Genomic DNA, 14924 nt, shown 5'->3' with positions numbered 1-14924 from the left:
AATTGAGTATGTCTGCCTTTCGTTTAGGTGTAAAAGCTGCAGTACCGACAGCCCTAGGATATGTGGCTATTGGCCTAGCCTTTGGTGTTGTAGCGGCGGCTTCTGGTCTATCGGCCCTTGAGGTTGGCCTCATGTGTGCCTTGGTCTATGGTGGCTCGGCTCAGTTTGCTATGTGTGCATTAGTAGTTGCAGGAGCTAGCCTTGGTGAGTTAACCTTGACTGTTTTCTTAGTTAATTTGCGTAACATGTTGATGAGTTTACATGCAACGACGATTTTTACAAAAACAAGCCTCTGGAATCAGCTGGGAATTGGTAGTCTGATTACGGATGAAAGTTATGGTGTCTTGTTGGGAGAATATGTGCATCATAAAGATATTTCTGCGAACTGGATGCATGGGAACAATATTTTCAGCTATCTGGTTTGGATTGTATCATCAGTTGTTGGGTGTTTGATTGGTTCCATGATTCCTAATCCTGAGCTTTTTGGTTTGGATTTTGCCTTGATTGCCATGTTTATAGGTTTGTTAAGTAGTCAGATAGATGCTTTGTTAGGTGAAGGCGTGCGTAAGCTATTCTTGATTTTACTATCTATTGCTGTGGCTTATCTGAGCTTTAGTGTCATCTTGTCGGAATCTTTGGCTGTTTTACTGGCTACTTTAGTTGGATGTAGTGTGGGGGTGATGTGTGATGGCCGTCAATAATTTTATTCTCATTGCCATTCTACTTGGGTTTGTGGTTAGCTGGGTGCCCCGTGTTCTCCCCTTTGTATTAGTGAAATACAAGGGCTTACCAGATATCGTTGTTCGATTTTTGCACTACTTACCAGTTTCTATCCTCTTTGCTCTGATTCTCTCTAGTCTTACGACTGAGAAGATTGGTCACTTGCCACAGTTTAAGTGGATGGAAATACTGGCTACAGTGCCAACGGTAATTGTAGCATTTAAGAGCAAAAATTTGCTCTATGCAGTAATCGTCGGTATAGTGTCGATGGCCCTGATTCGTTTAGTGTTTTAGTAAATGAAAAGACTTGGAGTTGCTCTTAGTGAGTTGCTTTCCAAGTCTTTTTTAGTTATTGTTAAAAAAGGCAGCAATATCGTCTTCACTGAGACCAATCATTGGATCTATAGTTGACCAATTATCTTCAGTTAAACGATAGTTTTCTTCGGTTTGCACAGGTTTGTTAACAGACTTATCCACAGGCTGTGAATAAGTGTTAATAAGAGTTGGAGATGGATTTATATTTCCCGAAATGTCTTTGTTTTCAAGGGGTTCTGAGGATCCGTTGTTTTCCTTTTTGGTTTGATTGGATGCGTCTGTTGCCTCGTTTTTAACAGTCTTTTCTACAGACTTATCAACAGCTTGTGTATAAGTTTGTTCAAAACGTTGGATGAGATAAGTATTTCGTTTAGCCCCCTCGTTGTGAACAGCATAATCGAAGGCTGCAATTTCCCCTAGCATGACTAGTTTACTCTTGGCGCGTGTGATTGCGGTGTAAATGAGGTTACGTTGTAGCATACGTCCACTTTGGCGTGTGATGGGAAGGATAACGACTGGGAACTCACTTCCTTGGGATTTATGGATTGACATGGCATAGGCCAGAGTAATCTTACTCCATTCGTTACGAGGGTAGATAACTTCATTGCCATCGAAGGACATGTAAATTTCATCCTGCTTGCTTTCAGTATATTTACCAGGAATGAGATCAGTAATGATGCCGATGTCGCCATTGAAGACATTAAGTTCGGTATCGTTTACCAGATGGAGAATCTTGTCATTCTTGCGGAAGAAGATATCATTAAAGGCGAACTGATTGGCCTTTTCTTGAGGATTAAGTAGGTCTTGCATAATGGTATTGAGATTGTTAATACCAGCCTGTCCTCGGTACATGGGGGCTAGAATCTGAACATCCTGAGCTGCAATCCCACTCTTTATCGCAGCAGAGACGATTTTAGGAACCATCTGTGGAATATGGTTGGCATTGGCCTCAAAGTAAGAGCGGTCAGCCTTTTTCTCTGTGAAATCAGCGGGTAGTTGGCCTTGGCGCATCTGGCTAGCTAGGGTAACGATAGTGGAATCCTCGGATTGTCTGAAAATTTTGGTTAGGGAAACCTTAGGCAAGTTATCAATCTGCAAAAGGTCAGCCAAGACTTGGCCAGGGCCTACGGAAGGTAGTTGGTCTTGGTCACCCACAATTATAACTTGGGTTGAATCAGAGATACTTTCAAAGAGTTGATTGGCCAACCAAGTATCAACCATAGAGAACTCATCGATGATAATCAAATCGCAATCGAGATAGTCCTCTAAGGTCTTAAAATCGTCCTCGCTATTGAGGCCTAAATGTCTATGAATAGTGGCGCTAGGTAGTTGGGTGAGTTCGTTCATCCGACGAGCAGCCCGTCCCGTTGGTGCTGCTAAAATAATAGGTAAATCGGACTTTTTGAGATCTAGGCCATGAAGGTCAGCATAGGTTTTAATAATGCCGTTAATAACAGTGGTTTTCCCTGTTCCGGGACCCCCTGTCAGGATGAAGACCTTGCTTTGTAGGGCTTTGATAATGGCATCTTTTTGAACCTGATCATAAGTAATACCAAGCTCCTCTTCCACCCCTTCAAGGCTGTCTAAGATTTTGTCTTCAGAGCTGACATCAGGTTGGTCCTTCATGATACGAGTTAGGTGGGTATAGATGCCCTGTTCCGCAAAATATAGGGTATTATCAAAGATTTTAGTCTCTACATTTTGCACCTTATCCTCTTGGATAAGATTGGTTAATTGGTTAGCGACCAAGGCGGGGTCAAGTTCAATCGGACGAGCACCTTCCAAAAGAATGATGGTCCGTTCAAGCAAGGCTTTGGCTTCTATGTAGGTATCGCCTTCTTCCATACTGGCTTCTAGTAGACAATGAATCAAGGCTGCTCGTAAACGCTCAGGAGCATCACTAGCAATTCCAAGACGTTCAGCTAGTTGGTCAGCCATTTTAAAACCGATTCCTTGAATCTCCTCTACTAATAGATAAGGGTGTTCCTCAATAAGATTTAGTGACTCTTCCTTATATTGGTTGAAAATTTGTGAGGCAGCCTTTGGTGTGAGTCCATAGCTAGAAAGTTTGGACAAGATTTGTTCGGTTCCATAGTTGATTTTTAACTTTGCAACGAAGGCTTCTCGGTTTACTTTTGAAAGATTAGGAATCTGCTCTAACTTGCTAGGATCCTCGAGAATCTTGTCTATAGGGTCTTCGCCATAAATCTCGACAATACGCTCGGCCGTTTTCTTACCGATTCCTTTGAAATTGTCGCTGGCAAAATATTTGATAAGACCTCTGGCCGAAGGTTTTGAACGCTCGTAGCGGGTCATTTGTAGCTGTTCCCCATATTTAGGGTGATTGGTTAGTTGGCCCCAGAAGGTATAGTCTTCACCCTCCATGACATCCCCCATAGTTCCTGTGACAATGATTTCGTAGTCTTCAAAATCACTATCCGTTTCGTCAATCTCTAAGAGTAAGATACGAAAAAAATTACTAGCGTTTTCGAAAATGACTCGTTCGATAGTTCCTGAAAAATAAAATTCTTGCATGTGTTTTTCCTAGATACATAATAAGGCTGGGTTTCCCCAACCTTATCTTATTTAGTGGTTTTAGTTGTCTTCAACGGTACCAATTTTATTAAGTGGCCAGAAGCGGAATTTGACTTCCCCTACAAGAGCACTCTTGTCAAAGTAACCAACTTCGCGGCTATCTTTTGAAACGATACGGTTATCTCCAAGTAGGAAATATTTGCCTTCAGGAACAGTGACAGAGAAAGTAGTGTTTTTGTCCGCGTTGACAGTGAAGGCCTTAGATTCTTTAGCCAGTTGTTGGAAGTAATCGCGGTATGCATACTCTTTTTGTAGCTTATCTTTGGCAAAGGCAGCCTGGAATTCTTTGAGGTATTCTTCCTTGACTTCTTTGCCGTTGACAGTAAGTTTATCGTTTTGATAGGTAATGGTATCACCTGGCATCCCAATGACACGTTTTACGATTTGTTTCGTCTTACCATTTTCAACCTCTTTGGCAACGACAATATCAAAGCGTTCAATGGACGTGTGTTTCAAAACAATAACACGCTGGTTATTGGCGAGAGTTGGATCCATTGAGTGGCCGTCAACCTGAACAGGAAGCCAGAGGAAGAGGCGAGTCAAGAGGAAGAATGTGATAAAGAGGATAAAGAGTCCCCATTCACGAAGGAAAATGAGAAAGTATTGGGTCCATTTGTTTTTCATAGTTAAGGCCTTTCAGGGTTATTTTAAGCGTTGGTAGGCTTTTTTAGTATTGGCGAAATGATATTTAGCAGTAGCTTGGAGAGCCTGATCTCCGTAGGCTTGAAGAAGCTTGGCTGCGATCTGGTCGGACTTAGCACCAGCACCTGAAGGAAGAGTATAACCTACTTCTTGGCTGAGTTTATCCAGATTTTCCAGGAAGAGATTGCGAGCGATGATAGAGCTCACCGCGACAGCTAGGTATTTACCTTCGGCTTTTTCTTCTAAAGTAATAGGAAAGTCAAAGCGATTACGTTCGTTCTTGAGATATTTTTGATAATTTTTCTCGCTGGTGAAGGCATCGATGACAATCTTATCTGGTTTAGCACCTGATTGTAACAATAGGAAGATAGCCTGATTATGGAGGGCTACTTTAACGGACACAGCATTATGACTCTTACCGTCTCCAACCACTTCATTGTACTTTCTAGGCGAAAGAAGGAGTGCCTTGTGAGGAATTTTCTCCTCCAAAATAGGTGCAATCTGACGAATCTTGATATCGTTAAGATTTTTAGAATCATCAACTCCTAGAGATTTCAAAAAGGCATGGTCAGCTGGGGTAACTAGACTAGCTACAACAGCTAGACCACCAAAATAGGAGCCATTTCCGACTTCGTCTGATCCAATTAGGGGTAGGTTTTGCCCGTCAGGTGAATGCTTAGGTTCAGCTTGGTATCCAAAACGGCTAGCTAGGATTTCTGGCTTAGCACCTTGGAAAGTTACCTTTCCTGAAGTATAGGCGATGACACTTATTCCATCGACCTTGGCTGAAAAACTTGCATAAGGATTTTTAGTCGCAGTCGCATAGCTTGCTAGGTCCTTCTGGAGTGTCGAAATCTGCTCTGCTGTCATTTTTAATACGATTGTGCCCATGAAATCTATTTTAGCACAAAAAAGGAGAATTGGTAGATATTTTACAGACTCGGAATCCCTGAAAATTATTTTTCTAGAGAAGTGCAAAGTCTAAAATTTACGAAAGTTAAAATTTAGGATATAATGATTAAAAAGAGAATGCCTAACCCTGCTCTTTTTTCCACAATTAGAAGAAATAGGTTGGCATTTAAGTGTCGAACACGCCTCAGAGTAAGTGTCTGAATCTTGCTAAAAAATGGCGATATAAAAGCAATAAAATAAGGAGAAGCTGCGGTGGCGAATCCGTGACCACCATTGATTGGCAGCTAACAAGCAAATGGCAAATAAGAACCGTTACAAATTTCATTTTGGAGAGAAGAACCTCACGCTAACAACTGATAAAGATAACCTATTCATGGAAGAGGTTGAGCGTGTTGCCCACGAGAAATATAAAATTATCAAAGAGCAGATGAAAAACGCTGACAATGAAACGATTGCTATCCTAATGGCTATCAATTCTTTGTCGACTCAGTTGGAACGTGAAATCCAAGTTGAAGATATGGAAAAAGAGTTGGAAACGTTGAGAGCTAAGCAACTTGAACAACTTAAGGTCAAGGCGACAGCTACAAATGATGATGAGGATGACGCATGATTGGACTCCTTGTCTTAGCTATCGTGGCTTGGAATTTCTACATTGGCTACCGTCGAGGCCTCTTTATGCAAGCTTATTACGTGGTTTCAGTCATTATTGCCATGTGTGTAGCGGCCTACTTTTACCAGTCGCTAGGAGAGGCTATCAATCTTTGGGTACCTTATACCAATCCAACCAAAGATGCTAGTATAGCTTTCTTTAAAGATCAGAACATCTTCTCACTTGACCGTGTCTATTATGCAGGTGTTGCCTATTTTGCGATTTACTGTGTGGCTTATTATGGTTTGCGCTTTCTTGGGATTTTCTTCCATTTTGTGAGAATTGAGCGACTTGATCAGAGACGTTACCAAGTGGTAGGTGGTGTCTTGGCCTCCTTAGTGAGTCTTGTGCCTTTGACTATGTTGGGGAATATTCTTGCGACTGTTCCCATGAATAACCTTCAAACGGTCTTGTCATCTAGCTGGGTTTTGCGCCTTTTGATTAATTGGAATTTTCCAGTTAGTCAGATTATCCAGCACTTGTGGACAAGTGTGATATAGAAAATAGAAGTCTTCCTTGATTAAGGGAGGCTTTTTTGTTCTTTGTTTTGGTAACATATGAAAAAAGACTGAACACAAGGTCTCAGTCTTTCTTATCTATTTTTACCCTAAGGTTGCAATGGTACATCCGGAACCACCAGCACTTTGTGGGGCATATTCAAAACTTTTAACATGGCGATGACGGCGGAGATATTTGGTAACAGCATCACGGATGACACCTGTACCAATACCGTGGATGATGTCCACCTGACTCATGTTATTAAGTAGGGCTTGGTCAATAAAGGCATCAAGCTCTTGCATAGCTTCTTCGTAACGTTTCCCACGAAGGTCTAGACGGGCACGAGGACCGCCAGATGTCTTCTTGGCTTTTTTAACCACGTTAATCTGTTTCTTCTTAGGTTGTTGGGCTTCAGCTTGGGCACGAACCAGAGTGAATTCATCCGCCTTTAGTGTCATCTTGATGAGACCGACCTGAGCTTCCCAGTTACCATTTTTGGCTTGACTGGTAAGGGTACCACGTTGCCCATAGGCGGTAACGATGATATCATCTCCGACACGAGGGGCACGCGCAGCCTTTTCTTTCTTAGCCTTACGAAGGACCTTATTCTTAGAGAGGTCCACTTGTGGGGCAAGTTTCTTGAGTTTTCCTTTGGCGTCGATAACTTCATGAGGTTTGAGTTGACTCTTATCGTGGAGATTTTTGAGAATACTATCGCTCTCAGCCAAAGCGGTATCAACCATCTCTTGAATTTCTTTTTGAGCCTTTTCGAGTTCCTTGTCGTATTCATGGGAGAATTCGTTATAGAGTTTCTTGACCGCACGGTTGAATTTAAGGTTCTCTTGCTCCACGTCCTTGATGTGTTCCAGACGTTTTTGTGTTTCCACAGTTTGGGCTTCAAGTTGCTCGATGATACGGTTGACATCACTATCAGTATCCGTGAGGTTTTCTGCTTCCTTGACAATAATCTCATTTAAACCGAGGCGTCGAGCAATTTCAAAGGCATTAGAACGACCAGGAACCCCTTGCATAAAACGATAGGTAGGGCTTAAAGTCGCTGTGTCAAACTCCATGCTGGCATTTTCCACATGTTGCGTCTCAATCCCATAGGCCTTAAGCTCAGGATAGTGAGTGGTAGCCATGGTCTTAATCTGACTTAAACGGAGGTGCTCTAAGATTGCCATGGCTAGACTAGCCCCTTCCTGAGGGTCGGTACCAGCCCCAAGCTCATCGACCAAGACCAGGCTGTTACTGTCGGCAGCATTCAGAATCTCAACAATGTGGGTCATGTGACTAGAGAAAGTTGACAAACTTTGTTCGATAGACTGTTCGTCTCCGATATCCGCAAAAATCTCCTGGAAAATGGCGACACGGCTGCCCTTATCAGCCAAAATTGGAAGACCAGATTGAGCCATTAGTTGTGCTAGTCCTAGCGTTTTAAGCATGACCGTTTTACCACCAGTATTGGGACCTGTGATGACAATGGCCGTAAGGTCCTCATCAAAGTGCAAATCGTTGGCTACAGGATTGACCAAGAGAGGGTGACGAACGTTAAGTAGTTGTAGTGTTTGGTTGTCACTAATCTTTGGAATAACCGCTTTTTTATCATGGAGATAGAGGTATTTTCCTCGAATGAAGTCCATGTGGCCCAAAATCCAAGCGTTGTTAGCAATAGCAGCAGCTTGTGGGCGCAGTTGATTAGACAGTTCATGCAGGATACGGGCCATCTCGTGGCGTTCGTCTGCACGTAATTGTGTAATTTCTTCGTTGAGCTGGATAACGGCACGCGGCTCGATATATACTGTGTTTCCAGAGCTTGAGATGTCATGCACAACCCCTGAGATACGGTTACGGTAGGTATTTTTGACAGGAAGCACCGAACGACCGTTACGACTAGCAATCAAACTTTCAGCCAACATGTGGCCAGATTTCTTGAGAATGTCTTGTAAGGTCTGGCGAATGGCATCATCGCAAGATTTAAGTTGACGACGAATATTTTGCAACTCTGGGCTAGCAAAATGCTCAATAAAACCACCGTCATTGATGCTCTGAAGACTGCCTTGTAGACTTGGAAAGGCTTCAATCTTTTCGAAAAGACGTTTAAGGGCGATGAGCTCTACATTTTCAAGGTCAGCGTAAAAGCGACCGAGGTCAGCAGAAGCTTGCAGCACCTTCTTGATGGCAATGAGCTCCTGGATGTTGAGGTCAGCATCCAGTTCCAAGCGACGCAAGGGCTCAGAAATATCTCGCAAGCTACCAATTGCAAAGCCATGGTGCTCTACGAAAATCTCTGCCATTTCTTGAATTTCTGTAAATTGATTTTGAATTCTTTCTGGATTGGTCATAGGCACCAAGTCACGTAACTCAGCCTGAGCCTGTTCAGTCTGCAGGTATTCTGTGAACTGGTCCTTGACCTTGTTAAATTCTAATTGGTCTAAAATCTTTGTGTTCATAGCTCCTATTATAACACATTTGACTATAGGGGGGGTGGAGGTGGGAAATGCTTGAGATAGTTTTATAAGCGGGCTTTTGTCATCAGATGTTGACTGGCTATTTTTACAGTTTGTCTCTGAACAATTTTCCTTGAAGTTTTTTATTTTTGAACGACTATTTTACAAAAGAGTCTTTCTAAAATAAGAGATTTTCAATTAAAACCAATGCTCCCATCTATGCTATAATAAACCTATGACTAATCAGAAAAAATTACTATTAATCGACGGTTCATCCGTTGCCTTTCGTGCCTTTTTCGCACTTTATAATCAAATTGACCGTTTTCGTAACAATAACGGCCTTCATACCAATGCTATCTACGGTTTCCACCTCATGTTGGACAACCTGCTTGAGCGTATCCAACCGACTCATGTTTTGGTAGCCTTTGATGCGGGTAAAACAACTTTCCGTACAGAGATGTTTGCGGACTATAAGGCTGGTCGTGCCAAGACTCCAGAGGAATTCCGTGAGCAGTTCCCTTATATCCGTGAGATGTTGGCTGCACGTGGCATCGCCTATTATGACTTGGCTCAGTACGAGGCAGATGACATTATCGGTACCTTAGCTAAGATGGCTGAAAATACCAGTGAGGACTACCAAATCACAGTTGTTTCTGGGGACAAGGACTTGATTCAGCTGACTGACGAAAACACAGTCGTTGAGATTTCGAAAAAAGGTGTGGCTGAGTTTGAAGCCTTCACACCTGACTACCTCATGGAGAAAATGGGGATTACTCCAGAGCAATTCATCGACCTTAAGGCCCTCATGGGTGATAAGTCCGATAATATTCCAGGAGTGACTAAGATTGGTGAAAAGACTGGTCTTAAGCTCCTCTTGGAACACGGTTCCCTTGAAGGTATCTATGACCACATCGATGAAATGAAGAAGTCTAAGATGAAGGAAAATCTCATCAACGACAAGGATCAAGCCTTTCTTTCTAAGACCCTGGCGACTATTGATACCCAGTCACCTATTGAAATTGGTCTCGATGACACGGCCTTTACGGGACCTGACCTTGAAAAATTGGCAGCCTTTTATGACGAGATGGGCTTTGTTCAGTTCAAAAATGCCCTTGGTGGAGAGGCTGTGCCACAAGATTTTGATGTGGCCTATACTGAGCCAAGCCAAGTGACAGAAGATCACTTCAGCCCTGATGATTTCTTTTATTTTGAAATCCTTGGTGACAATTATCACACTGAGCCTATCATCGGTTTTGCATGGGGTAACGACAAGCAGATTTATGCGTCTACAGATACTGGTCTACTCAAATCAGACGCCTTCCAGGCAGCTCTTTCTAAAGCTGTTAATATCTACGACTTCAAGCGTAGTAAGGTCCTTTTGAGTCATCTAGGTATTGACTTGCCTACGGCTAATTTTGATGCCCGTCTGGCCAAGTATCTCCTCTCAACCGTTGAGGACAATGAATTGTCAACCATTGCCCGTCTCTATACAGACTTGCCGCTTGAAACAGATGAAGTGGTCTATGGTAAGGGGGCTAAACGTGCCGTTCCTGAAAAAGAGGTCTTGCTCAGCCACCTGGCTAAAAAAGTCAAGGTCCTTCAGGTAGCTAAACCTGTCATGCTTGAAAAATTGGCTGAACACGGCCAATCAGAGCTTCTCTTTGATATGGAGTTACCACTGGCAAATGTGCTAGCTAAGATGGAAATCGCTGGTATTAAGGTTAAGGGACAAACCCTTAACGAGATGGCAGTGGAAAACCAAGTGGTTATTGATAAATTAACCCAAGAAATATACGAAATGGCTGGTGAGGAGTTCAATATTAACTCGCCTAAACAGTTGGGTGTCATCCTCTTCGAAAAGATGGGACTACCTTTGGAATACACTAAGAAAACCAAGACCGGTTACTCGACAGCTGTTGATGTCCTTGAACGTTTGGCACCAATTGCACCAATTGTAGCCAAGATTTTGGAGTACCGCCAAATCACCAAGCTTCAGTCTACCTATGTCTTGGGGCTTCAGGACTATATTCTTGAGGATGGCAAGATCCATACCCGTTACGTTCAAGATCTAACTCAGACAGGTCGTTTGTCATCAGTGGATCCTAACTTGCAAAATATCCCTGTTCGCTTGGAGCAAGGGCGTCTCATCCGTAAGGCTTTTGTCCCATCGACTGAGGACGCAGTGCTTTTAAGCTCGGATTACTCACAGATTGAGTTGCGCGTGTTGGCCCACATTTCGGGAGATGAGCATTTGATTGCAGCCTTTAAAGAGGGGGCAGATATCCATACCTCTACAGCCATGCGTGTCTTTGGTATTGAAAAGCCAGAGGATGTCACACCTAACGACCGTCGTAACGCCAAGGCTGTTAACTTCGGTATCGTTTATGGCATTTCTGACTTCGGCCTTTCTAACAACCTTGGCATTAGCCGTAAAAAGGCCAAGGAGTATATCGACACCTACTTTGAGCGTTATCCTGGTATCAAGGCCTATATGGATAATGTGGTTCGTGAGGCCAAGGATAAGGGCTACGTAGAAACTCTCTTTTACCGCCGTCGTGAGTTGCCAGATATCAATTCTCGTAACTTTAATGTTCGCAACTTCGCAGAGCGTACAGCCATCAACTCGCCTATCCAAGGAAGTGCTGCTGATATCCTCAAGATTGCTATGATTAACTTAGACAAGGCTTTGGTAGAAGGTGGCTATAAAACTAAGATGCTCCTCCAAGTGCACGATGAACTCGTCCTTGAGGTGCCAAACGATGAACTTGTAGCGATGAAAGCCTTGGTTAAAGAAACCATGGAAGCTGCAGTCGAACTCGCTGTCCCACTCATTGCAGATGAGAATGACGGCCGTACATGGTATGAGGCAAAGTAAAACATGAAAGAAAATTTTCCATTTACCTATTTTCTCTTGCGTTACATGCTAGGATTTCTGGCTGTTATCCTAGGTATTGTAGCAGTATTGGTGATTATCACCTACTTTATGAACAAGTAGAAATAGACAGATGAAAGCTGGACTGAGGTTCGGCTTTTTTGCCTATTGAAAACCACCAGCTATGCTAGTGGTTCCGAAAAGTTTTTAACGATGTATCAAAAAAGTTCCCCTAAAGTGTTATATTAGATAGGGGTTCCCGACCAGTAGCTAATATACTAATGAGACTTGCTAGTCGGGTTAGCTAGCAAAGGTGGTGCTGAATCGGTGGTTTTTTAAGCCTTGGCCGGTAGCAGAGGCTTTCATCCGAAGAGCAAGTCACAAGTTCTAATCTATGAACTTAGAAAGGAAGGAATAACTTAGAACAGCTCTCAAATAAATTTGGAATAAACATTTCTAATTTTAGTTATATAATTAAATTGATTAATCGTTAACCTTTATTTTATAATTAGATAAACAAATTTGAATTTCTGGAGTAGTAGTGCAATGAAAAAGGATAAATATAAGAATTTGATTTTCGCATATACGGTTTTATATACATTTGTAACGGTGCTAAACAGCATTTTGTATTTATATAACGGAATATATGAGGATCCGAGCGGAAACTGGCACGAAATAGACAGAGCAATCATAGTTTTAATAGGTGTAGTGGCATATGCTCTTGTTACAGAGCTGATTATAAAGCCTATGGTTCTAAGATATGCAGTTTCGTACATACCGACAGTTTTACTTGCATTTTTTTATGTATGGTCTACGAGCTTTAGAGAAAATTTAGCTCAGTCCGCGTATATGGACGTCTGGATAAATTTCACGTCTATGTTCGTTATATTTTGTATAGTCCATTTTATTGTGTACAAATGTAGAAAAAAGAAAGAGACAATGAAGTAAATTAATTCCAATTTATAGAATTGTATACGGCAAAGGTAGCAATTGAATATGGTAAAATTACTGATGGCTTTTTTAAAGCAGGACTTGTGCCAAAAGAAGTTGGTCCTGGTGGTGGAATGATTGCATTCTTACCCAAAGGAGTAGCCTTGACCGGTTCTGTAACATCATCACCAAATGAGAAAGCTGATGATCAGTCAGATAAAAGTAAGGACCGCATCTGGAGTGGTCAGTCAATTTATGGCACCACTGACGACAGTTACTTCTTCTACAAAGTAGATTAATAATTCTCAAGCTGAAACTTAAATGTTTCGGTTCTTTATTCCCCATAGTGACATTTATGTCACTATTTTTTATTGGTCATTTTACCTATAATAGAAGCATAACTGAGAACAGCGACAGGAGTTCTTAATAAAAAGGAGTGTCGTATTATGATTGAATTTTTGATGTCAAAAAATGTGACTTATTTGGAATTGTTTTATATCTTTTTGGGAGTAGTTCTTTCAAAAGTATACCTTGCTTTGCGAGGCCGTAAGCACGATAAACTTGATGTATAAGAAAAAGGGTAGCACTCAATGCTATCCTTTTTTACTGTCTTCATAAGTTTTAATCATCTTCTTCTGTGGTGTGGCCATTGGGAACTGGTCAAAGTCTTGACTAGCCACCCAGCGTAGCTCCTTATCGGAAGTAGGTTTATCGTTCTTAACGTTGCCTTCTACCATTTCGATGGTCCATTTTTGGTGGCTGAAGGTATGCTTTACGGGTGTAAAGCTATTGTTTGTCCACTCTGGTTTGAGGGCATAATTTTCCTCAAAAATAGCCTTTTGAGAGACTGTCTCGAGAATACAATCATCCTTTTCAAAAAGGCTGAGTTGTTGGCTAATAAAGTCTGTTTCCATGATAGGGAAGGACCAGAAACCACCTAGCAGACGCCCTTCGATATTTTTTTCGAGCAGAAATTCACCCTTTGCATTTCTGATAATAAAAGCCTGAATTTGCATAGGTTTAGGCTTCTTCTTAGGCAATTTGATAGGGTACTTGTCATAAGTTCCGTTGATATAGGCTGCACAGAAAAAGCGAATTGGACTTTCGTCTGGTCTTGGATTTTTAGCCGATTCGATATCAGTCCCAAGGTCCATAAGCGCCTGATTAAAGTCCCCTGGACGGTCAGGGTCAATCAAAATGTCCATAATCGCTTGGAAAATCTTACGATTTTTGGCGTCTCCTATATCGTAGTTGACCTCAAAGAGACGAGCCATGACTCGCATAACATTACCATCAACAGCGGGTTCTGGGAGTCCAAAAGCAATGCTAGAAATAGCACCAGCAGTATAGGGTCCGATGCCCTTGAGTTTGGCGATGTTTTCATAAGTATCTGGAAACTGACCATCAAAGTCATCCATGATTTGCTGCGCAGCCTTTTGCATGTTTCGGACACGTGAATAGTAACCTAGCCCCTCCCAAGCTTTGAGAAGCTTCTCTTCTGGAGCTTCAGCCAAATCTTTAACTGTTGGGAACCAGTCTAAAAAGCGCTCGTAATAGGGAATGACAGTCTGAACCTGTGTTTGTTGTAGCATGATTTCACTAACCCAGATATAATAGGGATTTTTAGTTCTACGCCACGGTAGGTCTCGTTTCTCTCGATCGTACCAGTTCAGGAGGGTACGACGAAAAGAGGCGATTTTCTCAGCATCCCACATGACAATGCCGTATTCTTTTAAATCTAACATATCTCTATTGTAGCAAAGAAATCTTTTTTCAAAAAATTATGCGTTTTTCTGTTAAAAAGATTGACAAAAGTAAGCGTTTACATTATACTAAGAGTGTAAAGAAGATAAGGATTCATCAAGGAGGTAAAAGCCATGGTGAGAGTCAATATTTCAAGGTACAAAAACGGAGACTAAAATCTCTAAACAAAACAGTAGGCAAAACAAATAACTTTACCATTCATCTCTGAGGAGCGTGACCACATGACAGTAGGACGTTACAAGAACGGAGATTAATTCAGTCGCATAAAATAGCTACAAGGGAGTGATACCACCAGAAGTCGAAAGCTAAACTCAAATCTGTTAACTTAAGAAGAAGTGAGGTAAAGCTCATGAGAAATGTTAGTAGGTATAAAAATGGAGACACTTAGGTTGTTGCGTAAAATAGCCTAAGGAGTGATACCCATGCCACACGAAACGTAAATCCTATATTCTTAAGATGAACGAGGTGAGTTCATGAAAAATATCAGTAGGTATAAAAACGGCGATTAAAAATGTTGCATAAAATAGCTACAAGGGAGTGATACCACCAGAAATTGAAAGCTAAACTCAAGATTAAC

13 protein-coding genes are annotated in these 14924 nt (G+C 41.9%); 8 read left to right on the top strand and 5 right to left on the bottom strand.

Going from position 1 to position 14924, the window contains the following annotated elements; all coding sequences use genetic code 11:
* Nucleotides 1–8 precede the first annotated feature (8 nt).
* Nucleotides 9–701, top strand: a complete 693-nt coding sequence (locus tag PCY16_RS03110) for an AzlC family ABC transporter permease (protein ID WP_301353666.1) — start codon at nucleotides 9–11, stop codon at nucleotides 699–701.
* Nucleotides 688–1014: an AzlD domain-containing protein gene (locus PCY16_RS03105; RefSeq protein ID WP_060971710.1), complete on the top strand. Its 327-nt coding sequence runs from the start codon at nucleotides 688–690 to the stop codon at nucleotides 1012–1014. The genes PCY16_RS03110 and PCY16_RS03105 overlap by 14 nt, the downstream gene beginning before the upstream one ends.
* A gap of 51 nt (nucleotides 1015–1065) precedes the next feature.
* On the opposite strand, the gene PCY16_RS03100 is transcribed toward PCY16_RS03105, so the two are convergent.
* Genes PCY16_RS03100 through rnhC form a run of 3 tightly spaced genes read right to left on the bottom strand, consistent with a single transcriptional unit; the run spans nucleotide 1066 to nucleotide 5163 of the window.
* Nucleotides 1066–3570, bottom strand: coding sequence for an ATP-dependent RecD-like DNA helicase (locus PCY16_RS03100; protein WP_301353663.1), 2505 nt, complete (start codon nucleotides 3568–3570; stop codon nucleotides 1066–1068).
* A 60-nt stretch (nucleotides 3571–3630) separates the two neighbouring features.
* Entirely contained in the window at nucleotides 3631–4254 is a 624-nt protein-coding gene (gene lepB, locus PCY16_RS03095; RefSeq protein WP_013991198.1) for a signal peptidase I, read from the bottom strand.
* A gap of 18 nt (nucleotides 4255–4272) precedes the next feature.
* Nucleotides 4273–5163 (bottom strand): ribonuclease HIII, encoded by an 891-nt coding sequence (gene rnhC, locus PCY16_RS03090; protein ID WP_201709274.1) that lies wholly within the window; start codon nucleotides 5161–5163, stop codon nucleotides 4273–4275.
* 316 nt (nucleotides 5164–5479) lie between these two features.
* Between rnhC and PCY16_RS03085 the strand changes: the two genes are divergently transcribed.
* Nucleotides 5480–5794, top strand: a complete 315-nt coding sequence (locus PCY16_RS03085; RefSeq protein ID WP_004183554.1) for a hypothetical protein — start codon at nucleotides 5480–5482, stop codon at nucleotides 5792–5794.
* On the top strand, nucleotides 5791–6333 hold the full coding sequence (locus tag PCY16_RS03080; RefSeq protein WP_145516544.1) for a CvpA family protein: 543 nt from the start codon (nucleotides 5791–5793) through the stop codon (nucleotides 6331–6333). Before PCY16_RS03085 ends, PCY16_RS03080 begins: the two co-directional genes overlap by 4 nt.
* A gap of 102 nt (nucleotides 6334–6435) precedes the next feature.
* Here PCY16_RS03080 and PCY16_RS03075 read toward each other — a convergent pair whose 3' ends face one another.
* The gene (locus PCY16_RS03075) at nucleotides 6436–8784 is read right to left on the bottom strand and encodes an endonuclease MutS2 (RefSeq protein WP_145516546.1); all 2349 of its coding nucleotides are present in this window, start codon (nucleotides 8782–8784) and stop codon (nucleotides 6436–6438) included.
* Nucleotides 8785–9016: 232 nt separating this feature from the next.
* On the opposite strand from PCY16_RS03075, the gene polA reads away from it, so the two are divergent.
* The 4 genes from polA (at nucleotide 9017) to PCY16_RS03060 (ending at nucleotide 13155) form a co-directional block, all read left to right on the top strand.
* Nucleotides 9017–11656: a DNA polymerase I gene (gene polA, locus PCY16_RS03070; protein WP_195413501.1), complete on the top strand. Its 2640-nt coding sequence runs from the start codon at nucleotides 9017–9019 to the stop codon at nucleotides 11654–11656.
* Nucleotides 11657–12199: 543 nt separating this feature from the next.
* Nucleotides 12200–12601 carry a DUF6608 family protein gene (locus PCY16_RS11225; RefSeq protein WP_070847552.1) on the top strand — a complete coding sequence of 134 codons (402 nt, stop codon included), beginning with the start codon at nucleotides 12200–12202 and terminating at the stop codon, nucleotides 12599–12601.
* 20 nt (nucleotides 12602–12621) lie between these two features.
* Nucleotides 12622–12882 carry a hypothetical protein gene (locus PCY16_RS03065; RefSeq protein ID WP_195413502.1) on the top strand — a complete coding sequence of 87 codons (261 nt, stop codon included), beginning with the start codon at nucleotides 12622–12624 and terminating at the stop codon, nucleotides 12880–12882.
* A 147-nt stretch (nucleotides 12883–13029) separates the two neighbouring features.
* Nucleotides 13030–13155 (top strand): hypothetical protein, encoded by a 126-nt coding sequence (locus PCY16_RS03060; protein WP_021143609.1) that lies wholly within the window; start codon nucleotides 13030–13032, stop codon nucleotides 13153–13155.
* 21 nt (nucleotides 13156–13176) lie between these two features.
* On the opposite strand, the gene mutY is transcribed toward PCY16_RS03060, so the two are convergent.
* Complete coding sequence (mutY, locus tag PCY16_RS03055; protein WP_195413503.1) at nucleotides 13177–14328, bottom strand: A/G-specific adenine glycosylase; 1152 nt, start codon at nucleotides 14326–14328, stop codon at nucleotides 13177–13179.
* Nucleotides 14329–14924 lie beyond the last annotated feature (596 nt).

The organism is Streptococcus sp. SS4 (genome assembly GCF_030440125.1).
Classification (GTDB): Bacteria; Bacillota; Bacilli; order Lactobacillales; family Streptococcaceae; genus Streptococcus.
This window is presented reverse-complemented; position numbering and strand designations above follow the sequence as displayed.